Raw genomic sequence first — 20,647 nt, 5'->3', positions numbered from 1 at the left:
CCGGCCGAGGACCCCCATGAACGTCCGCGCGCAGATCTCGTCGGTGTTCCACCTCGACAAGTGCATCGGGTGCCACACCTGCAGCGTCGCCTGCAAGAACCAGTGGACCGACCGGAAGGGCGTCGAGTACGCGTGGTGGAACAACGTGGAGACCCGGCCCGGCACCGGGTACCCGGTGCTCTGGGAGGATCAGGAGCGCCACCAGGGCGGCTGGAAGCTCGAGGGCGGTGAGCTCGCGCTCCGCCAGGCCAGCCCCGGCGCCACGCTGGGCCGCCTGTTCCACAACCCGAACCTGCCGGTGCTCCAGGACTACTACGAGCCCTGGACCTACAAGTACGACGACCTGTTCACCGCGCCCGCGGGCGACGTGCAGCCCGCCGCGCGCCCGGTCTCGCTGGTGGACGGCAAGCCCATCGACATCGCCTCCGGGCCGGCCTGGGACGACGACCTGGGCGGCTCCGGCACCTACGCCGCGAACGACCCCGGCCTCGCCGCGCTCACCGAGGCGGAGCGGGCGCAGCTGTTCGACCTCGAGCGGATGGTGTTCTTCTACCTGCCGCGCATCTGCAACCACTGCCTGAACGCGGCGTGCGTGGCGGCCTGCCCCTCCGGCGCGATCTACAAGCGCGGCGAGGACGGCGTGGTGCTGATCTCGCAGGACGTCTGCAAGGGCTGGCGCATGTGCGTCTCGGCCTGCCCCTACAAGAAGGTCTACTTCAACTGGGAGACGGGCAAGTCCGAGAAGTGCATCCTGTGCTACCCGCGGCTCGAGGCGGGCGAGGCGCCGGCCTGCTTCCACACCTGCGTCGGCCGGATCCGCTACCTGGGCGTGCTGCTCTACGACGCCGACCGGATCGCGCAGGCCGCCTCGCGGCCGGACCAGGACCTGGTGGCCGCGCAGCGCTCGCTCATCCTCGACCCGTCCGACCCGGCGGTGATCGCGGCGGCGCGGGCCAGCGGCGTGCCCGACGCGATGGTCGAGTCGGCGCGGCGCTCGCCGGTGTACCGCTTCGTGAAGGAGTGGGAGATCGCGCTGCCGCTCCACCCGGAGTACCGCACGCTGCCCATGCTGTTCTACGTGCCGCCGCTCCTCCCGGCGCTGGCGCGCTCGGCGTCCGACCCGGACGGCCGGTTCTTCACCTCGCTCGAGTCGGCGCGCCTCCCGCTCCGCTACCTCGCCGGCCTGTTCGGCGGCGGCAACGAGGCGGTGGTGGAGGCCGCCTACCGCCGGCTCATCGCGGTGCGCGTGCACCGCCGCGCCGGGCAGGTGGGCGACGTCACCCCGGCGCAGGCGGCCGCGGCGCTGGAGGCCTCCGGGCTGCGCGCCGCGCAGGCGGACGAGATCCACCGCATGACCACGCTCGCGCCCATGGAGGAGCGGATCGTCATCCCGCCCATGGCGCGCGAGGCGGACACCGAGCCGGCCGTGGAGCCGCAGCCGCGCTCGGCGAGCGGGCTCGGCTTCCTGCGCCCGCTGGGGAGGTGAGCCGATGGAACGCACGCACGCCGAGCTCTGCCGCACCCTCTCCGCGCTGCTCGCCTACCCGACCGGCGACGCGGCCGCGCTGGCGCACGAGGCGCGCGGCCTCGCCGGGCCCGGCCCCGCCGCGGCGGCGCTGGGCCGCTTCGAGGACGCCGCCCGCGAGGCGGGCCGCGAGGGGCTGGAGGAGCTGTACACCGCCGCCTTCGACCTGCGCCCGGCCTGCGCGCCGTACCTGGGCGCGCAGCTCCTCGCCGAGGACAGCCCGGTGCGCGGGCCGCTGCTCGCGAAGCTCGCCGAGGTCTACGCCGCCGAGGGCTACCGGCCGCGCGAGGAGCTGGCCGACCACGTGGCCGAGGTGCTCGGGTTCCTGGCGGTGGCGCGCCCCGGCCCGGTGCGCGACGACCTGGTCCAGGACGGCCTGGCGCCGGCGCTCGACAAGATGATCCACGCGTTCGCGGATCGCGCGAACCCCTACCGCGAGCTGCTGGTGGCGGTGCGCGCGGTGTTCGCCGCGCCGGCCGCCGCCCGGCCCCGCGGCGCGGAGGCGAGGCCATGAGCGACACGTTCCTGTTCGCGGTGTTCCCCTACCTCGCGACCGTCTTCGCGGTGGGCGGCGCGATCTACCGGCGGCGGGCGCTGGGCGGCTCGGTCAGCGCGCGCTCCTCGCAGCTCATCGAGGGCCGCGCGCTGCGCTGGGGCTCGATCGCGTGGCACCACGGCATCCTCGCCATCCTGGCCGCGCACCTGCTCGCGGCGGTCGCGCCGGGCGCATGGGGCCGGCTGCTCGGCGCGCCGGCCCGGCTCTACGCGCTCGAGCTCACCGGGATGGCGCTGGCGATGCTGGCGGTGTTCGGGATCGCGCTCCTGCTCGTCCGGCGCGCGGCGCTGGCCCGGCTGACCGCGCCGATGGACTGGGTGGTGCTCTCGCTGCTGCTCGTGCAGGCCGCGACCGGCCTGTGGATCGCCTACGCGCTCCGCTGGGGCGGGCTCTGGTACCTGCACACCGCCGCGCCGTGGCTCGCCTCGCTCGCGACGCTCTCGCCGCGGGTGGACGCGATGGCGGTGCTGCCGCCGGTGGTGAAGGTGCACGTGGTGAACGCGTTCCTGCTGCTCGCGCTCGTGCCGGTGTCGCGCCTGGTCCACGCCACCAGCCTGCCGCTCGCGTACCTGTGGCGCGCGCCGCAGCGCGTGGTGTGGCGCCGCGCGCCGGCGCCGTCCGGCGTGCCCTCCCATGACGCGAGGTGATCGATGAGCCCCATCCCCGCCCCCGCGCCGCTGCCTGCCCCCGCCGCGCCCGCGCGCCGCCGCGCGCACCTCATCACGCAGTGGGACCCGGAGGACCGCGCCTTCTGGAGCGCCGCGGGCCGCCGGGTGGCCCGCCGCAACCTGTGGCTGTCGATCTTCGCCCTGTTCCTCGCGTTCGCGGTCTGGATGGTGTGGAGCGTGGTGGCGGTGAAGCTGCCCGCCATCGGCTTCCGGTTCACCACCAACCAGCTCTTCTGGCTGGCCGCCCTCCCCGGCCTCTCCGGCGCGACGCTGCGCATCTTCTACGCGTTCGCGGTGCCGGTCTTCGGCGGCCGCCGCTTCACCGCGCTCTCCACCGCCTCGCTGCTCCTGCCGGCGATCGGCATCGGCGTCGCGGTGCAGGATCCGGACACCTCCTACGCGACGTTCCTGGTGCTCGCGCTCCTCACCGGCCTCGGCGGCGCGAACTTCGCCTCGAGCATGTCCAACATCAGCTTCTTCTTCCCGCGCGCGGAGAAGGGCACCGCGCTCGGCCTGAACGCCGGCCTGGGCAACCTGGGCGTCTCCGGCGTCCAGCTGGCGGTCCCGCTGGTGGTGGCGGCCGCGCTGCTCGGCCCGCTGGCGGGCGGGCCGCAGCTGCTGCCGGGCGGCAAGCAGGTGTGGCTGCAGAACGCCGCGTTCGTGTGGGTGCCGCTCATCGTGGTCGCGTCCGTGCTCGCCTGGTTCGGCATGGACGACCTCGCCACCGCGAAGGCGTCCTTCCGCGAGCAGTCGGTGATCTTCCGGCGCAAGCACAACTGGCTCGTGTCGCTGCTCTACCTCGGGACCTTCGGCTCGTTCATCGGCTACTCCGCCGGCCTGGCGCTGCTCACGCAGGCGTCGTTCCCGGCGGTGGACCCGACCCGCTACGCGTTCGTGGGGCCGCTGGTGGGCGGGCTGGCGCGGCCGGTGGGCGGATGGCTCGCCGACCGGCTCGGCGGCGCCCGCGTGACGCTGGTCACGTTCCTGGTGATGGGCCTCGCGGCGATGGGCGTGCTGGCGGCGCTCCCGCGCGGCGGCGGGGCCGGCAGCTTCGGCGGCTTCCTCGCCGCGTTCGTGGTGCTCTTCACCGCCACCGGCATCGGGAACGGCTCGGTGTACCGGATGATCCCGGTGATCTTCTCCACCTTCCACCAGCGGCGCGCGGGCTCCGACCCGGCGGCGCTGGCGCAGGCGCAGAAGGACGCGCTCCGCGAGGGCGGCGCGGTGGTCGGGTTCGTCTCGGCCATCGCCGCCTACGGCGCGTTCTTCGTGCCGCGCACGTTCGGCATGTCGGTGGAGCTCACCGGCGCGCCGCACGGCGCGGTGCTGGCGTTCGTGGCCTACTACGCGGCCTGCATCGCGCTGGTGTGGTGGTACTACGCCCGTCCGCGGGCCGAGATCCCGGCCTGACGGCGGCGCGCCGGGGCGCCGCGCCCGTGCGCGCGCCCCGGCTCAGCGCCGCCCCTCCGCCCCCATCCGCGCGAACGCCGCCGCGAGCCCGTCCACGCGGGCGAGGTACGCGGCGAGCTCGTGATCGCCGCAGCGTTCCCCCGGCGCCGCCGCGAACCCGCGCCGCGCGAACGCCGCGCCGCGCTCCCGCCCGCACAGGTGGATCACGGCGGCGAGCCGGCGCGCCTCGGTGGGCCCGGCGCCGGCGGGCCGCGCGGCCGCGAGCGCGTCGGCGGCGCACACGTGCAGCCACGCGGCGGTCATCTCGACGGCGTGGCTCGGCACGGTGCGCAGGTAGAGCGCGTTGAACCAGCAGGCGTCGGGGTCCCACCAGGCGCCGTCGCGCGCCACCCGGTGATCGTGGATGCAGAGCCGGCGCGCCTGCGCGTAGGTGCCGTCGGTGATCTGCAGGATCCCGACCGCGCTCGAGGCCGGCGCCCACACCCGCAGCGGATCCAGGGTCCAGCGCCAGCGCCAGTAGGTCCGCGCCAGCGGGTCCCCGGCGCTCTCCACCTGCACCAGCGCGGCGAGCAGCTCGGGCCGGACGAGGTCGGTGGCGTGCGCCTCGAAGAGCCCGCCGTACTCGGCCCAGGTCTCGGCGGGCGGCTTCGGCGAGGTCGGGACGACGGCGCCGAGCAGCTCGGTGGGCTTGCGGATCACCTGGACCGCCAGGTTCAGCGCGAGGAGCAGCGCGACGGCGAGGAGCGCCCAGGCCGCCACCGGCAGCTCCGCCCAGCGCCGCGCCGCGAGCCACCGGCGCACGCGCGCGACGAGACGCTGCCGCGCCGGCCCGCGCCCGGTCCGCCGCCGCCCCGTTCTCCGCGTGCCCTGCGCCCGCCGCCGCGCCATGGCCGCATGCTACCGCGGACCGGACGGCCGGCAGCCCGGCCTGCTCGGGCGCTCAGACGAACAGGTCGCCGGGCAGCGGCGGCGCGTCGGGGTTCACCTGCCGGTACACGTCGAGCAGCGTCCCGACCGCGCGCCGACCCGCCTCGCCCAGGTCCACCGAGTAGGCGTTCACGTACAAGTCGATGTGCTGGCGCATGACGGCCTCGTCCATCTCCTGCGCGTGGCACCGCACGTACCCGGTGACGAGCGGCCGCCGCGCGAGCGCGTGCTCGGCGCTGGCGCGCACGAGCCGCTCGAGCTTTCGCAGCACCTCCGACCCGAGCGACCGCCGCGCCACGATCCCGCCGAGCGGGATGGGCGACCGGGTCCGGGACTCCCAGTGCTCGCCGAGGTCCATCAGGCGCTCCAGCCCCTTCGCCTGGTACGTGAAGCGGCCCTCGTGGATGATCACGCCCGCGTCCACCGCGCCGGAGAGCACCGCCCGCTCGATCTCCGAGAACACCATGAACTGCTTGTGCGCGGCGCCGGGATACGCGAGCGAGAAGAGCAGGTGCGCGGTGGTGTTCCGGCCCGGGATGGCGACCGTCATCCGCGCCGGGTCGAACGCGCCGAGCCCGGGCCGCGCCACGAGCAGCGGCCCGACCCCGAGCCCGAGCGCGCCCCCGGACGCGAGCACCGCGTACTCGCGCGCGACGAGCGGCAGCACCCCGTAGCTGATCTTGCTCACGTCGAGCCGCCCGGCGAGCGCCCACTCGTTCAGCGTCTGCACGTCCTCGAGCCGGACGTCGAGGTCGAGCCCCTCCGCGTCCACGGCCCCGTTCACCAGGGCGTCGAAGATGAACGTGTCGTTCGGGCAGGGCGAGAAGCCGAGCGTGAGCCTCATGCGGCGCGGTCCTCCGCGCGGCCGCCACGGCCGCGGGCCGCGCATCATACGCCCGGGCGCGCCGGCGTGCAGCGGGCCCTCATCCAGCGGGGCCGCATCCAGCGGGCCCTGTCCTCCCGTTTCGGTGTCCAGCGGGCCCTGTCCTGGAGGGGGCCGCGGGGTCGGCGCTCCGGGCGTTCGCGGCGGTGCTCGCTCCGCAAGGCCCGGGACGTGGATGGATGGCCGGAACCGGGGGCCGTGGGATCGTGGAAGCCGACGCACCGGACGGGCCAGCCGCTGGTGCGGTGCCGGCGCCGGCTGTGCCGGTCCCTTCGCAGCGGCTGTCCACGGCGGTGCAGGTCCAGGATCCTGGGGACGTGCCGAGGGCTTGCTGCGCTGCGCTCCGGCGCGAACGCCCGGATCGCCTCCGTGGCGGCCTGACGTGGATGGGAAGCGTGGGAGGATCCGCGCGGCCGGCCCCTTCAACCGGCGCCTCGAAGCCGCACCCACTGCCTCCCGGCTTCGAGGAACGCGGTCCCGACCTGGGAACGCGGCCGCTCACGCCGTGTCGCGCAGGTACTCGCGGATGAGCTCGTCCACGACCTCGGCGCGACGGCCGGCGTCGAGGACGATGACGGGCGCGACGGGATGCGGCGTGCCCTCGCGCGCGAAGTCGGTGAGGACCGCGAACGCCCGGCGCCAGCCCTCGGGATCGGCGGTGGGGCGCGCGACGGTCACGGTCCCGGCGGCGAGCAGCGCGAGCACCGCGTCCGCGCCCGACTGCGAGCAGGCGATGACGCCCAGCGGATCGCCGCGGCGCACGCGCCGCAGCACCGCGGTCTCGGCCTCGCCCAGCGCGACGCCGGGCGGCGCGCCGAGCTGGAGCTGGACCGCGCCGAGCGCGCCCAGCCGCCCGCCGCGCCGCAGCACCGTCCGGAGGCGCTCCGCGAGCAGGCCGTCGAGCCAGGCGCCGTGCCCGGCCTCGGGCGCCGGGCCGCCGCGCACGTCGCCGGCGAACGCCACGCCGATCTCGAGCGGCGCGGTCCGGCGGGCCCACACCACCTGGCCCACCGCGAGGAGCGGCGCGCTCCCGGTCTCGATGGCGATCTGCACCAGCGCGCCCGGGCTCACCGGCCGCCGCGCCGTCAGGCGGCAGCCGCGGGCGGCGATGTCGAGCGTCTCGCCCGTCCACTCCGCCAGCTTCTCGGTGACGACCACCCGGCAGGCGAGCGGGATCCGCGCCAGCCGGCGACGCTCGTCGTTGCCCGATGCCATCCCCCCTCCTCGCGCCCGGCGCCGGCCCCTCCGGCGCTCGTCCCAGTTGCTCAGCTTCCGGGCGGGCGCGGCATCGAGCGGTGAGGTGTCACCGGACCGCGGCGGTGGGACCGTGTCGGGCGCGCGGCGTGGCCGCCCCACGTGCCGGGGCGCCGCTCCACGCCGCCGGGGCGCGACGCCCCGGGCTCAGCCCCGGGCGAAGAACGCGGCCGCCATGGCGAGGCCGGTGGCGACGATGCCGCGGCGCAGCCACGCCCCCGGGATGTGCCGCGCGGCGCGCGCGCCGAGGTAGCCGCCGGCCGTCGCGCCGGCGGTCATGAGCGCCGCCTCGGGCCAGCGCACCAGCCCGCCGGCGGCGTAGAGCGCCACCGCGATGGCGGCGAGCGCGGCCGAGAGCAGGTTCTTCAGGCCGTTCATCGCGTTCAGGTCGGTCTGGCCGAGCAGCGCGAAGAGCGCCAAGAGGAGCACGCCCAGCCCGCCGTTGAAGTAGCCGCCGTACGCGCTCACCGCGAGGACGCCCGCCGCCGCCCAGCGCGCCGGCGATCCGGCCGAGTCCGCCGCGGCTTGCGCAGCGCCCCTCGCGTCGCGGCGCGCCGCCCGGAGCAGGCGCGGCGCGAGCGCGAACAGCGCGGTGGCCGCGAGCAGCAGCCACGGGACGAGGCGCCGGAAGGCGGGCGCCGGCGTGAGGAGCAGCAGCGCCGCGCCGGCCGCGCCGCCCGCCAGGCCGAGCAGGAGCAGCGCGCGGAGCGAGAGGCCCGGCGGCGGCCGGATGTCCTCGCGGAAGCCCCAGGTGCCGGACAGGTAGCCGGGCAGGAGCGCCACCGTGCCGGTCGCGTTCGCGACGATGGGCGAGGCGCCCACCACCACCAGCGCCGGGAGGGTGAGGAAGCTCCCCCCGCCCGCCACCGCGTTGAGGGCCCCAGCCCCGAACGCCGCGGCCGAGAGCAGCGCCGCCTCGGCGAGGGTCACTGCCCCACCTCTGCGCGACCCCGCGCAGGCCGGACGCGCACGGTTGGCGCACCGCGGCCCCTGGCCGCTTCACCCTGCGTCCGGGCGCACCCCGCGATCGGCCCCTCCGAGTCGGAGGCGCATCTCATTGACGTCAAAGGCATTCTCTCGCTCCGTCCGACCCGGAGTCCGCCGGGTTCGGTTCGACCGGCCCCAGCAGGGTGACTGATTCGTCGTGCTAGCGTATCGCGCCGGCGCTTATTTTGCGTGTCCCGCAAGGTATTTTTTGCGTTCACTCCGCGTCACCACCCACGGAGCACCATCCATGACCAAGCTGTTGGGTACCCTGCTTCTCTGTGCACTTGCCCTGCCCGCCGGGGCAGCAGACACCGTCAAGGTCGCCGTCACCGGGCCGTTCAGCGGCGGGTCCGCGCCCATGGGCGCCTCGATGCGGGACGGCGCCAAGCTCGCCATCGCCGAGATCAACGCGGCCGGCGGCATCCAGGTCGGCGCGCGCAAGCTGAAGATCGAGGTGGTCGAGCGCGACGACGAGGCCAAGAACGAGCGCGGCGCGCTGATCGGCCAGGAGCTGGCCTCCATGCCCGACCTCGCCGGCGTGATCGGCTCGGTCAACACCGGCGTGGTGATGGCCGGCGACAAGCACCTCCAGGAGAAGGGCATCACCAAGATCATCACGCCCGCCGCGGGCTCGGCCTCGATGACCCAGTGGGCCAAGGGCGCCGAGGGGCCGAAGACGCTCTCGATCTTCCGCTTCGCCGCGCACGACGGCATCCAGGCCGCCATGGTGGTCGAGGAGGCGATCAACCGGAAGCTCACCAAGGTCGCGCTCCTGCACGACTCGACGAACTACGGCGTGTCCGGCCGCGACGACCTGCTCCGGCAGATCAAGCTGCAGGGCGACAAGCTCCAGGTGATCGCCACCGAGAAGTTCAACATCGGCGACAAGGACATGACCGCGCAGCTGCTCCGGGCCAAGGCCGGCGGCGCGCAGGCGATCCTGATCTGGGGCATCGGGCCCGAGCTGGCCGTGGCCGCGAACGGCATGGCCAAGCTGAACATCAAGGCGCCGCTCATCGGCGGCTGGACGCTGTCGATGTCCAACTACATCGACAACGCCGGCAAGAACGGCAACGGCACGCTCATGCCGCAGACGTTCATCGAGGAGCCGGTGACGCCGAAGGCGAAGGCGTTCGTCGAGGCGTACCACAAGGCGTACGGCGTGACCCGCATCCCGTCGCCCGTCTCCGCCGCGCAGGGCTACGACGCCGTGTACCTGTTCGCCGCCGCGGTGAAGCAGGCCGGCACCACCGACACCCGCAAGATCTCCGAGGCGCTCGAGGACCTGAAGGAGCCGGTCCCGGGCGTGATCGCGACCTGGATCCGCCCGTACACGAAGTGGGATCCGTCGAACGTCGAGACGCACGAGGCGTTCCGCCGCGAGCAGGTGGTGATGGGCATGGTCAAGGACGGGCGCGTGGTGTTCGCGAACGAGTCCGACCGCGCCCGCCTCGCGAAGGGCGCCCAGAAGAAGATGTAGCCGGGCGGGCCCGCGGGGAGGAGGCCGCCTCCTCCCCGCGCCCGCAGGCCTCTCCCCCGCCTCCCCGAGGACCACACCCGCGTGCCAGCGTCGATCATCGCGCAGATGGCCGTCAGCGGAGCGTTGATGGGGCTCGTCTACGCCCTCATCGCCTACGGCTTCCAGCTCACCTACGCCACCAGCAAGAGCCTGAACTTCGGCCAGGGCGAGCTGGTGATGGTGTCCGCCTTCTTCAGCCTGACGCTGCTCGACCTGGGCGTGCCCTACTGGCTCATGGTGCCGGGCGGCCTCGTCTTCGGGGCGCTGCTCGGCCTCGCGGTGGAGCGCGCCGGCGTGCGGCTCGCGCTGGAGCAGAAGAGCGAGGGCTGGATCCTCCTCACCATCATCCTCGGGCTGTTCCTGTTCTCCGCGGCCGAGAACGTGTGGGGCCGCGACGACCGGCCCTTCCCCACGCCCATCTCGTCCGACCCGATCCACGTGCTCGGCGTGGACGTGACCCCGCTCGAGCTGTCCGTCGCGGTGGGCGTGCTCGCGGTGATGGCGCTCATCGAGGTGTTCAAGCGCCGCACGCTGCTCGGCAAGGCGTTCGAGGCGGTCTCCGCCGACCGCGACGCGGGCGAGCTGATGGGCATCTCCGCCACGCGCACGGTGATGCTGTCCTACGCGCTGTCCGGCACCGTCGCCGCGCTCGCCGGCATCCTGGTCTCGCCCATCACCACGGTGGGCCCGACCATGGCGTCCGCGCTGGTGCTGAAGGCGTTCTCGGTGGCGGTGGTGGCCGGGCTCGACTCCGGCTTCGGCGTGGTGCTGATCGGCCTGCTGCTGGGCGCGCTGGAGAGCCTGGCGAGCTTCTACGTGGGCAGCGGCTGGCGCGAGGCGCCGGGGCTCGTCCTCCTCATCCTGGCCCTGGCCGTCCGCCCCACCGGCGTGTTCGGCAAGGCCGCCATCCGCAAGGTCTGACCGGAGCCGCCCCATGCTGAGACGACTGCTCCTGGTCCGCGGCGCCGAGGTGGTGCTGTTCGCGCTGCTCGCCGCGGTCCCGCTCGCCGTCCACAACCCGTACGCGCTCGGCCTGCTCACGCTGCTCGCCATCTACGGCATCCTGCTCATCGGCCTCGACGTCACCGTCGGCTACCTGGGCCAGGTGAACCTGGCGCACGCCGCGTTCCTGGGTCTGGGCGCCTACACCGCCGGCATCGCGGTGACGAAGCTCGGCCTCGGGCTCGTGCCGGTCCTGCTGCTCGCGCCCACCGTCGCGTTCGTGATCGGCGCGCTCCTCGCCCTCCCCTCGCTGCGGCTGGAGGGCCCGCAGTTCGCGCTCGCCACCCTCAGCTTCCTGGCGCTCACCACCACCGCGCTGAACGAGCTGGAGTGGCTGACCGCCGGCGCGCAGGGCCTCAGCCTGGACCGGCCGCCGCTCCTCGGCCACGAGCTCAGCCCGCGCGACTTCTACTGGCTGTGCATGCTGCTGCTCGCCTGCGTCTGGGTGGCCATGCGCAACCTGCTCTCGTCGCAGTGGGGCCGCGCCTTCGAGGCGCTCCGCGACAGCCCCATCGCCACCGACGCCATGGGCGTGGGCACCTACCGCCACAAGGTGGCCGCGTTCGCGTTCGGCTCCGGCCTGGGCGGCCTGGCCGGCGCGCTCTACGCGTTCAACTTCGAGTACCTGCAGCCGCAGTCGTTCGTGTACGAGCTCACCATCACGCTGCTGCTCGGCGTGGTGCTGGGCGGGCGCAAGAGCCTGTGGGGCGCGTTCGTGGGCGCGACGCTGGTGGCGCTGCTCCCGAACCTGCTCTCCAACCGCGTCCTGTTCCAGGTGTTCTCGGGCCTCGGCCTGGTGGTGGCGCTCGCCGCCGGCGGCCGCGGCCTGGCCCGCCGCACGATGCGCCCGTTCCAGGCCATCGCCCCGGCGGTCGCCACCGGCGCGCTGGTGGTGGGCGGCATGCTGGTCGAGAACACCGAGGACTGGCGCAAGGCGATCTTCGCGCTGATGCTGTTCGCGGTGGTGGTGGGGCTGCCCGAGGGGCTGATGGGCTTCGCGGGCAAGTTCCTGGCGCGCCTGTTCCGCGTCGCGCCGCCGCCGCTCCCCGCGCCCGCCCCGCTCGACCACGTCCTGCCCCCGCGCACCGCCGACGGCGCCGCCATCCTCGAGCTGCGCGACCTGAAGCGCCACTTCGGCGGCGTGAAGGCGGTGGACGGGGTGAGCCTCACGGTGCGCGCCGGCGCGGTGCACGGGCTCATCGGCCCGAACGGCTCCGGCAAGAGCACGCTCGTGAACGTGGTCTCCGGGCTGTACACGCCCAGCTCCGGCGAGATGACGTTGCGCGGGAAGCCGCTCCCCGCGGGCAGCCTGTTCCACACCGCCCGCACCGGCGTCGCGCGCACCTTCCAGAACCTCCAGCTCTTCGTCGGGCTCACCGCGCTCGAGAACGTCATGGTGGCGCTCCAGGGCGTGTACCGCGCGCCGCTCCCGCTCGTGCTGCTCGGCCTCGGCCGCGCCGAGGAGCGCCGGGCGCAGGCCGACGCGCTCGCGCTGCTCGAGTTCGTGGGGCTGGCCGACCAGGCGCGCACGCCGGCCAGGGACCTCACCTACGGCGCGCAGCGCTTCCTGGAGATCGCCCGGGCCCTGGCGCGGCGCCCCGAGGTGCTCATCCTCGACGAGCCGGCCGCCGGCCTGGCCCACCCCGACGTGGTGAAGCAGGTGGAGCTGATCCGGCGGATCCACCAGCGCGGCGTCACCGTGGTGCTCATCGAGCACCACATGGACGTGGTGACCTCGCTCTGCAGCACGGTGACCGCGCTCGACGGCGGCAGGCTCATCGCCGAGGGCACGCCGGACGAGGTGAAGCGCAACCCGAGGGTGGTCGAGGCCTACCTCGGCAACGTGGCGCCCGACGCGGCGCCGCAGCCCGCCGCCGGCGCGCCGGCCTGAGACGGAGCCCAGATGCTGGTCGTCGAGGATCTCTACGCAGGATACGGGCTGAGCGAGGTGCTGGTGGGGACCTCGCTCCAGGTGAAGGCGGGCTCGGTGGTCGCGCTCATCGGCGCGAACGGCGCCGGGAAGACCACCACCATGCGGGCGGTGTCCGGGCTGCTCCGGCCCGCGCGCGGGCGGGTGCTGCTCGACGGCGCGCCGGTGCAGGGGCAGGCCGCCTCGCGGATCGCGCGGCTCGGGCTCGCCCACGCGCCGGAGGGGCGCAAGGTGTTCGGGCCGCTCCCGGTCGAGGACAACCTGCTGCTCGGCGCCTACCGCCGGCTGCCGCGCTTCTTCGGCTTCCACCGCCGGGCCGCGGCCGACCTCGAGCACGTCTACGAGCTGTTCCCGCGCCTGAAGGAGCGGCGCCGGCAGGCCGCGGGCACGCTCTCCGGCGGCGAGCAGCAGATGCTCGCCATCGGCCGCGCGCTCATGGCCCGCCCGAAGGTGATGCTGCTCGACGAGCCGTCGATGGGGCTCGCGCCGGTGATCGTCCAGGAGGTCTTCCGGACCATCCGCCGGCTCAAGGCCGAGGGCATGACCATGCTGCTTGTGGAGCAGTTCGCGAAGACCGCGCTCGAGGTGGCCGACTACGCCTACGTCATGGAGCGCGGCCGGATCGCCATCGAGGGGACGCCCGCCGAGCTCGCCCGCGACGAGCGCGTGCTCGCGGCCTACCTCGGGTGAGCGCGCCCCCGGCCGCGGCCACGGCCGGCCCGCGGGCGCGCGGCGCGGCCGCCGCGTACCTGTTCCTCGCGCTCGCGGCCGCGTTCTGGTCCGGCAACTTCGTGGTGGGCCGGGCCGTCCACGGCCACGTGCCGCCGGTCGGCCTCGCGTTCTGGCGCTGGGCGGTGGCGCTCGCCGTGCTCCTGCCGCTGGCGCGCCGCCCGCTCGCGGCGCAGTGGCGGACGATCCTCGGCGCGTGGCGGATCGTGATCCCGCTCGGCGTCCTGGGCGTCGGCAACTTCAACCTGTTCGTCTACCTCGGCCTCACCCGCACCACCGCCACCAGCGCGCTCCTGCTCCAGTCGGCCTGCCCCGCCTTCATCGCGGCGCTCTCCCCGCTCCTCGGCGGCGGCCGCCCCGGGCGGCGGCAGCTCGCTGGCATCGCGGTCTCGCTCGCCGGCGTGCTGGTCATCCTGGGCCGCGGCACGCTGTCGGCGCTGGCCGGGCTCGCGTTCGGCGCCGGCGACCTGTGGGTGCTCGCCGCGGTGCTGAGCTGGGCGTTCTACACGCTGCTCCTCGCGCGCCGGCCGGCCGGGGTGGACCCGGTGGCGCTGCTCGCCGCGCTGGTGGCGGTGGGCGTCGCCTGGATCGCGCCGTTCTACGCCTGGGAGCTGGCCTCCGGGGCGCGGATGGCGCTCGACGGCGTGACGGTGGCGAGCGTGGCGTACGTGGCGGTGTTCGCCTCGGTGCTGGCGTACCGGCTCTGGAACGAAGGGGTGGCCCGGGTGGGCGCGAACCGGGCCGGCCCGTTCATCCACCTCATGCCGGCGTTCGGCTCGCTGCTGGCCGTGGCGCTGCTCGGCGAGGCCCTCCGGCCCTTCCACCTGGCCGGCCTGGCGCTCGTGCTCGGGGGCGTGACGCTCGCCGGGACCTCCGGGCGCCGCGGGCGCGCCGGGGCCTGAGCGCAGCCCGCCGGGACGTCCCCGGCCCGGCGCTGGCCCGCCCGGCCGCCCCGCGCCGGCGGGACGCGGCTGCGGGAAGGTGTTGCGTCCGGGGCCGCGGGTGAGATATCCGCCGGGCGCGGGGACGACGGGCTGGACGCCGGTCCCCGGAGCGAGGACAGCCCATGGGTCGCATCTTCGAGACGCGCAAGGCCACCATGTTCGCCCGGTGGAACAAGATGGCGAAGGCCTTCACGCGCATCAGCAAGGACATCGCCATCGCGGTGAAGGCCGGCGGCCCGAGCCCGGACAACAACCCCGCGCTGCGGCGCGTCCTGCAGAACGCCCGCCACGTCAACATGCCGAAGGACAAGGTCGAGGCCGCCATCAAGCGGGCCAGCGGCCAGGACCAGCAGGCGTACGAGGTGGTGGTCTACGAGGGCTACGCGCCGCACGGGGTCGCGGTGATGGTCGAGACCGCCACCGACAACGTGGTCCGCACCGTCGCGAACGTGCGGATGCACTTCAAGAACAACGGCGGCAACATGGGGAACACCGGCAGCGTGGCGTTCCAGTTCCGCCGCATGGGCGTGTTCCGCCTCTCGCCCGAGGGCATCGACCAGGACGCGCTCGAGCTCGACCTCATCGACCACGGCCTGGAGGAGATGGGCGAGAGCACCGGCGAGAAGGGCGAGAAGGTGCTCGTCATCCGCTGCGCGTTCGAGAGCTTCGGCCAGCTCCAGGCGGCGCTGGAGCAGCGGAAGCTCAACGTGCTCTCCTCCGAGTCGGAGTACGTGGCGCAGACGCCGGTGCAGCTCCCCGAGGAGCAGGCGCGCGAGGTGCTCGAGCTGGTGGACGCGCTCGAGCAGGACGAGGACGTCCAGCACGTGTTCCACAACCTTGCCTGACGCCGCCGCCGCTCAGCGGGCCGCGCCGGCGCCTTCCGCCGTCCGGGTCCCCACCTCGTAGGCCAGCCGGAGCGCCTCGCGGAGCACCGTGAAGCGCTCGCGCTCGCGCAGCCCCGGGCAGAGCCGCACCAGCTCGCGGACCTCGGCGTCGAACCGGGCGGCGATGGCGGGCCGGCTCGCCTCGACCCGCTGCAGGTCGGCCTCCACCCCGAAGTAGGCGAACAGCCGCGGCAGGTCCAGCGTCCGCACGGCCTCCAGCGCTCGTCCCATGTCCCGGCACCTCCGCCGCGCCGGCAGTGCGCGCCGCGTGCCAGCGCCGGGGGAGCGCAAACGCGCGACGCCAGCGCGGCCGGGAGCGCGCCGGCGTCGCCGCGGCGACGCCGGGTGCCGGGTTTCCGGGCAGCGCGGGGCCGGTCAGGCGGGCGGGGCCGCGGCCGCGGCGGCCTCGACCGCGGCGGCCTCCGGCTGCTCCGCCGCGTCCGCCGGCGCGTCGCCCTGCCCCTCGGGCGCGGGGTCGGCGGCGTGCTCCGGCTCGGGGTCGCCCGCGGCCAGGACCCGGTCGATGTCGAGGAGGAGCACGAAGCCGCGCCCCACCTTGCCCATGCCCACCAGGTACTCGACGCTGACGCCGGTCCCGAAGGACGGCGAGGGCTCGATCTCGTCCGGGCGGAGCGCCACCACCTCGTTGACCGCGTCGGCCAGCACGCCGAGCGTGAGGCTCCCGCCCGCCACCTCCACCTCGACCACCAGCACGCAGGTGAAGCGGCCGGGCCGGGAGGCGGACCCGCCGAACTTCACGGCCAGGTCCACCACCGGCACCACCGCCCCGCGCACGTTGAGCACGCCGCGCACCGACGGCGGCGTGCCCGGCACGCGGGTGATCTCCTCGTGCTGCAGGATCTCCCGGACCTTCAGGATCGGGACCGCGTAGTCGATCCCGTCGATCCGGAACGAGAGGTACTGCGCCTGCTCGCCGGCCGCCTCGACCGCGTCGCGCATGGCCGCCCCCTAGAACCGCTTGAACTCGCCCGCCGCGGCGGGCTTGCCATTGCGCTGCTCGGCCTGGGGCCAGGGGCGGTCCAGCGCCGGGAGCGGCGCGGGCGCCGGCGCGCGGGGCGGGACGTAGCGCGGCGCGCTCCGCCGCTCCTCGCGGACCGTGAAGAAGCCCATGAGCTGCTGCAGGCCCTCGGCCTGAGAGGCGAGCTCCTCGGCGGTGGAGCTCAGCTCCTCGGCCGCGGTGGCGTTCCGCTGCGTGACCTGGTCCACCACCCCCATCGCCTTGCTGACCTGCGAGACGCGCTCGCTCTGCTCCTGCGAGGCCGCCGCCACCTCCTGCACCAGGTCGGCGGTCTTCTGGATGGCCGGGACGAGGTCGGTGATGAGCCGGCCGCTCTCCTCGGCCACCGAGAGCGAGCTCTCCGCGAGCGTGCCGATCTCGCCGGCCGCCTTCTGCGCGCGCTCGGCCAGCTTGCGCACCTCGGTGGCGACGACCGCGAAGCCCCGGCCGTGGTCGCCGGCGCGGGCCGCCTCGATGGCGGCGTTCAGCGCGAGCAGGTTGGTCTGGTAGGCGATCTCCTCGATGATCGAGATCTTCTCCGCGATGGAGCGCATCGCCGAGACCGTCTCGGTGACGGCGGTGCCGCTGCGCCCGGCGCTGGCCGCCTGGGCCTTCGCGGCGGTCTCGGTCTGGCGCGCGCTCTCCGCGTTCTGCGTGATGGAGGCGTGCATGGCCTCGAGCGAGGAGGTCGTCTCCTCCACGCTGGCCGCCTGCTCGCCGGTGCCCTGCGAGAGGGTCTGGGCGGTGGAGGAGACCTGCGAGGAGGCGCCGGCCAGCGCGTCCGCGCCGGAGCGCACCTCCGAGATGACCTGCGCCAGCTTCTCGCCCATGGTCTTCATGGCGCCGAGCAGCTTGCCCAGCTCGTCGCGGCCGGTGACCTCCACCGCGTCGCGGAGGTCGCCCGCGGCGATCCGGTCGGCGGCCTTCACCGCGCTCCCGAGCGGCAGGACGATGGTGCGCGTCACCCAGAACGAGAGCACGATGGCGAGCACCGCGGTGGAGAGCAGCACCCCCACCACCAGCACCCGGGCCGACTCGTACATGGCGTGCCCGGACTCGGCCGCCTCCTGCATCTGGGCGCCCTGCGCCTTCGTGTAGTCGGACCAGCCGAACTCCACCGCGGTCAGCGCCGGCACGAGGTCGTCGCGCGTCACCCGCTTCGTCTCGGCGAGGTTCAGCGTGCGGGCGGTCTCGAGCGTCTTCTGGAACGTCTTGCCGAGGTGGGCGCGGCGCACGGCGAGCTCCGCCAGCACCTGCTTGGTCCGCTCGTTGTCCACCACGGTGATGCCGCCCTCCATCGCGGCGATCTTGTCGCCCTCCTCGTTGGCGCGCTGCGCCTCCTTGCGCAGCTCGAGGATGGTCTCGATGCGGCGGAGCGCCTCGGCCGGATCGTCGGTCGAGAGCATCACGCCGACGTGGTTCGCCTGCTGCGCCGTCACGTGGAGCCCGCGGATGGCCATCTCGAGCGAGCGGAGGCGCTGGCGCGCCACCTCGTCCAGCCCCTGGTCGAGCTGGGCCAGGCGCGAGAGCGCGAAGAAGCCGACCGCCACGAACGCGGCGGTGACGAGCATGAAGGCGAAGGTGAGGCGGACGCCGATCGGGAACTTCCGCATGGTGACCTCTGGTGCAAGGGACGCGGGCGTGGCGGGGTGGACCGCCGCCCCGCCGGGACCTCCGGCGGGGCGGCCATCCGGGCGCGGGCTAGATGACGCCCATCGCCGCGCGGAGCTGCGGGTGGAAGATGCGCTTGGGGATGACGCCGTAGATGCCCTTCTGGCCGTTCACCACCTGCGTCACGCGGAAGCTGACCGCGAGGCTGCAGAGGGCGTAGGCGTCGAGCCGGGTGAGGCCGGCGCGGGCCTCGAGGAAGTCGATCGCGTTCAGCAGGGCGATCCGGAACGCGATGTCGAGGTCCGGGTTGGTGCCGTGGACGATCCAGGCGTCCGGCGTCTCGTGCATCGGCCAGGCGAGCGCGACCTGCTTGTGGAGGATCACGCGGACGCGGATCTCCTTCATCGCGGTCTCCATCGCGGTGAGCGTCACCTCGCCGTCGCCCTGGAGCGCGTGCGAGTCACCGGTGAAGATCTTGCCGCCGCGCTGGAACACCGGGACGAACAGGCGCGAGCCCTCGCCCGCCTCGCGGCAGTCCACGTTGCCGGCGTGCTGGCCCGGCGGCACCGAGCTGATCACGCCGTAGGCGTGGCCCGGGGGCGTGGGGAAGACGCCGTTCGCCGGCGCGACGCCCATGGTGCCCTGGAACGGCGCGAGCCGGAGCTGGATGCCCGGCGCGAACTCGGAGGTGTTGTTGGCGGTGTCGAGGTCGAAGTACTTGGCCTGCCCCTGCGGGAAGACGTCCGGCAGCGCGCCCGTGCCGAGCGCGCCCGGGTTGTTGAAGCAGACCGCCCAGTCGGTGGGGCGGACGCGCAGGTACTGGATCTCGAGCACGTCGCCGGGCTCGGCGTCGCGGACGCCGACCGGGCCGATGATCGAGTGCGGGCCGACGCCCGGGTGGGCGAGGCGCAGGCGGGCGATCTCCTCGATCGGCATGCCCGGCTGCAGGTCGTTGAGGAAGTGGCTCCAGGTGTCCGGGTACGAGACGACGTCCCCGGACTCGATCTCGACGACGTTGGGCAGGTTGGAGTCGAAGATGCCCCACTTCGTGGTCTCGTAGCTCGACTCGACCACGTGCACCCGGCCGCCGCCCTGCTGGAACAGGCTGTAGCCGCCGGTGCCCTCCGCGCGGGCGCGCGAGAGGACCGGGGCCGCCGCCGCCAGCGCGCCGAACAGGCCGCCCGCCTTCAGGAACCCGCGGCGGCTGCGCGCCGAGAGCAGGTGGTCCACGTCGTCGCCGCGCACCTCGTCGAGGCGGGTGAGGCGCTCGCCGCGCTGCTCGATGGCGAGGTCCACCTCGGCGCCGGACATCCCGCGCGTCGCGCTCGGCCCGCAGCAGCCGCAGATGCCGCCGTGGAAGTCGTGCGTCGCCCCGGCCTCGTGCCCCTTGTCGTGCTTCACGCTCATTGACGCCTCTCCTGGCTGGTCCGTCCTCACCACGTCCGCCCCGTCGAAACGACGAAGCCCACGCGTGCTCAGGGCAGACGTGGGCTGGGCCGGAGGACCGGTCTCGCCACGGCGGCCACGGCCGTCCGGTTTCGCCGGACCCGCGGCTTTGCGCTTCACCCTGGGTACGGGTGAATTGCCCTGAAGCGTGGTGCCTTCACCGTAAGCAACTCCCCCCTAGGAGGTCAAGACTCGGCGTCACAGGACTGACGGTCTACCCATCGGGAGTCATGAGGGCGTCTGCGCGGCGTACGCCGCTCGACGCACATCCGCTCACCGTGAAGACGCGCTCAGGTGCGCGCCGTGAACGCGCCGAGCACGTGGACGCGCGTCCCGGTCCGGTCGCGGAGCGCGAACCCGAGGCCGCCCGCCACCGGCCAGTCCCGCAACGTCACGGTGGCGGGCAGCAGCACCGGCGCCTTGAACGCGGCGTCCAGCCGGACCGGGCCCGGCGGCAGGGCCGGGCCGAGCGCCGCGGCGATCCGCGCGAGCGACCACATCCCGTGCGCGATCGCCCGCTCGAAGCCGAACGCGCGGGCGGTGAGCGCGGAGAGGTGGATCGGGTTGAGGTCGCCCGACGCGCGCGCGTACCGGCGGCCGGTCGCGCCCGGCACCTCCCACCGGCGCTCGCCCGCGCCGGAGGGATCCGCCTCGGGGACCGGCGGCGGGCCGCGGCCGGCGCCGGGGCGGCGGGCGAGCAGCACCGCCTCCTCCACCCACGCCAGCTCGCCGCCGGCCCAGGCCTCGGTGAGGAGGTCCAGCTCCTGGCCGCGGGCGGTCTCGCGGAGCCCGGAGAGGCGCGCGCGCAGCTCGAGGGGCTCGCGCGCGGGCAGCGGCCGGAGCGCGTCGATCCGGTTGCGCAGGTGGACGAGCCCGAGCGCCCGCACCGGGAGCTCCGGCGCGGTGAGGAGCGCGAGGTGCAGCGGCCACGCGAGCACGTGCGGGTAGGTGACCGGCAGGTCGGGGCCGGCGTCGAACCCGCACACGGCGCGGTAGGCGGCGAGCCGCGGCGGCGCGGCGACGATCCCCGCCGCACGCCGCTCCAGCGTGAAGCCGCCCTGCCCCGGCGCGGCGACGCGGGGCTTCCGCGAGAGGAGCGCCCTTGCGTAGCGGGTCCAGGGTCCGGGGAGCCGGGTGGCGCGCACGGCCCTTCTTACCCGATCCGCGACCGCGCGGCCTGCCCGGCGCGCCCCGCCGCGGGAGCGCCGGGGCGGGCGCGACCACCCGGGCAGCGCAGCCGGCGCCTGGACGGGCGCCAGCGGGCGGTTACGCCCTCTCCGGCTGCGCACGATCCGTACGAATGTCGGATGTCTCCGCCGCCGGGTCGGGCGTAGCGTGCGCGCCCATGTGCGAC

The 20,647-nt window shown here is 74.7% G+C and carries 19 protein-coding genes and 1 riboswitch; of the genes, 10 read left to right on the top strand and 9 right to left on the bottom strand.

Annotated features, from left to right (window positions below; all coding sequences use genetic code 11):
- Positions 1 to 16: 16 nt before the first annotated feature.
- The 4 genes from narH to PSR1_RS05015 are packed head-to-tail and all read left to right on the top strand — an operon-like array spanning position 17 to position 4,159.
- The gene (narH, locus tag PSR1_RS05030; protein ID WP_059436535.1) at positions 17 to 1,486 is read left to right on the top strand and encodes a nitrate reductase subunit beta; all 1,470 of its coding nucleotides are present in this window, start codon (positions 17 to 19) and stop codon (positions 1,484 to 1,486) included.
- Positions 1,487 to 1,490: 4 nt separating this feature from the next.
- Complete coding sequence (locus PSR1_RS05025; RefSeq protein WP_059436534.1) at positions 1,491 to 2,039, top strand: nitrate reductase molybdenum cofactor assembly chaperone; 549 nt, start codon at positions 1,491 to 1,493, stop codon at positions 2,037 to 2,039.
- A complete protein-coding gene (locus PSR1_RS05020; RefSeq protein WP_059436533.1) occupies positions 2,036 to 2,728 on the top strand; it encodes a respiratory nitrate reductase subunit gamma in 693 nt (230 codons plus the stop codon). Before PSR1_RS05025 ends, PSR1_RS05020 begins: the two co-directional genes overlap by 4 nt.
- A gap of 3 nt (positions 2,729 to 2,731) precedes the next feature.
- Entirely contained in the window at positions 2,732 to 4,159 is a 1,428-nt protein-coding gene (locus tag PSR1_RS05015; protein WP_059436532.1) for a NarK family nitrate/nitrite MFS transporter, read from the top strand.
- 42 nt (positions 4,160 to 4,201) lie between these two features.
- Here PSR1_RS05015 and PSR1_RS05010 read toward each other — a convergent pair whose 3' ends face one another.
- The 4 genes from PSR1_RS05010 to PSR1_RS04995 form a co-directional block, all read right to left on the bottom strand.
- On the bottom strand, positions 4,202 to 4,960 hold the full coding sequence (locus tag PSR1_RS05010; RefSeq protein WP_237757820.1) for a transglycosylase SLT domain-containing protein: 759 nt from the start codon (positions 4,958 to 4,960) through the stop codon (positions 4,202 to 4,204).
- A 139-nt stretch (positions 4,961 to 5,099) separates the two neighbouring features.
- On the bottom strand, positions 5,100 to 5,930 hold the full coding sequence (locus PSR1_RS05005) for a 1,4-dihydroxy-6-naphthoate synthase (protein WP_059436530.1): 831 nt from the start codon (positions 5,928 to 5,930) through the stop codon (positions 5,100 to 5,102).
- Positions 5,931 to 6,467: 537 nt separating this feature from the next.
- Entirely contained in the window at positions 6,468 to 7,184 is a 717-nt protein-coding gene (locus PSR1_RS05000) for a PilZ domain-containing protein (RefSeq protein WP_059436529.1), read from the bottom strand.
- Between the two features lie 186 nt (positions 7,185 to 7,370).
- Positions 7,371 to 8,153 carry a sulfite exporter TauE/SafE family protein gene (locus tag PSR1_RS04995; protein ID WP_059436528.1) on the bottom strand — a complete coding sequence of 261 codons (783 nt, stop codon included), beginning with the start codon at positions 8,151 to 8,153 and terminating at the stop codon, positions 7,371 to 7,373.
- A 304-nt stretch (positions 8,154 to 8,457) separates the two neighbouring features.
- Here PSR1_RS04995 and PSR1_RS04990 point away from each other — a divergent pair, with 304 nt between their 5' ends.
- The 6 genes from PSR1_RS04990 (at position 8,458) to PSR1_RS04965 (ending at position 15,179) form a co-directional block, all read left to right on the top strand.
- Positions 8,458 to 9,690, top strand: a complete 1,233-nt coding sequence (locus PSR1_RS04990) for an ABC transporter substrate-binding protein (protein ID WP_059436527.1) — start codon at positions 8,458 to 8,460, stop codon at positions 9,688 to 9,690.
- A 105-nt stretch (positions 9,691 to 9,795) separates the two neighbouring features.
- Positions 9,796 to 10,650: a branched-chain amino acid ABC transporter permease gene (locus PSR1_RS04985; protein ID WP_059436526.1), complete on the top strand. Its 855-nt coding sequence runs from the start codon at positions 9,796 to 9,798 to the stop codon at positions 10,648 to 10,650.
- A 13-nt stretch (positions 10,651 to 10,663) separates the two neighbouring features.
- Positions 10,664 to 12,622, top strand: a complete 1,959-nt coding sequence (locus tag PSR1_RS04980) for an ATP-binding cassette domain-containing protein (RefSeq protein ID WP_059436525.1) — start codon at positions 10,664 to 10,666, stop codon at positions 12,620 to 12,622.
- A gap of 12 nt (positions 12,623 to 12,634) precedes the next feature.
- Positions 12,635 to 13,351, top strand: coding sequence for an ABC transporter ATP-binding protein (locus PSR1_RS04975; RefSeq protein WP_059436524.1), 717 nt, complete (start codon positions 12,635 to 12,637; stop codon positions 13,349 to 13,351).
- Entirely contained in the window at positions 13,348 to 14,292 is a 945-nt protein-coding gene (locus PSR1_RS04970) for a DMT family transporter (protein ID WP_059436523.1), read from the top strand. The genes PSR1_RS04975 and PSR1_RS04970 overlap by 4 nt, the downstream gene beginning before the upstream one ends.
- Before the next feature lie 164 nt (positions 14,293 to 14,456).
- Positions 14,457 to 15,179, top strand: a complete 723-nt coding sequence (locus tag PSR1_RS04965; RefSeq protein ID WP_059436522.1) for a YebC/PmpR family DNA-binding transcriptional regulator — start codon at positions 14,457 to 14,459, stop codon at positions 15,177 to 15,179.
- A 12-nt stretch (positions 15,180 to 15,191) separates the two neighbouring features.
- Here PSR1_RS04965 and PSR1_RS04960 read toward each other — a convergent pair whose 3' ends face one another.
- The 5 genes from PSR1_RS04960 to PSR1_RS04940 all read right to left on the bottom strand — a co-directional run bounded on the left by PSR1_RS04960 (position 15,192) and on the right by PSR1_RS04940 (position 20,438).
- A complete protein-coding gene (locus tag PSR1_RS04960; protein WP_059436521.1) occupies positions 15,192 to 15,449 on the bottom strand; it encodes a hypothetical protein in 258 nt (85 codons plus the stop codon).
- 144 nt (positions 15,450 to 15,593) lie between these two features.
- Entirely contained in the window at positions 15,594 to 16,178 is a 585-nt protein-coding gene (locus PSR1_RS04955) for a chemotaxis protein CheW (RefSeq protein ID WP_059436520.1), read from the bottom strand.
- Positions 16,179 to 16,187: 9 nt separating this feature from the next.
- Complete coding sequence (locus PSR1_RS04950) at positions 16,188 to 17,849, bottom strand: methyl-accepting chemotaxis protein (protein ID WP_059436519.1); 1,662 nt, start codon at positions 17,847 to 17,849, stop codon at positions 16,188 to 16,190.
- An 88-nt stretch (positions 17,850 to 17,937) separates the two neighbouring features.
- Positions 17,938 to 19,254, bottom strand: coding sequence for an acetamidase/formamidase family protein (locus PSR1_RS04945; RefSeq protein WP_059436518.1), 1,317 nt, complete (start codon positions 19,252 to 19,254; stop codon positions 17,938 to 17,940).
- A gap of 107 nt (positions 19,255 to 19,361) precedes the next feature.
- Positions 19,362 to 19,444, bottom strand: a riboswitch (cyclic di-GMP riboswitch).
- Between the two features lie 139 nt (positions 19,445 to 19,583).
- Positions 19,584 to 20,438, bottom strand: coding sequence for a MaoC/PaaZ C-terminal domain-containing protein (locus PSR1_RS04940; protein WP_059436517.1), 855 nt, complete (start codon positions 20,436 to 20,438; stop codon positions 19,584 to 19,586).
- Positions 20,439 to 20,647: the final 209 nt, after the last annotated feature.

Source organism: Anaeromyxobacter sp. PSR-1 (assembly GCF_000964525.1).
In the GTDB taxonomy this organism is placed as follows: Bacteria; Myxococcota; Myxococcia; order Myxococcales; family Anaeromyxobacteraceae; genus Anaeromyxobacter.
This window is presented reverse-complemented; position numbering and strand designations above follow the sequence as displayed.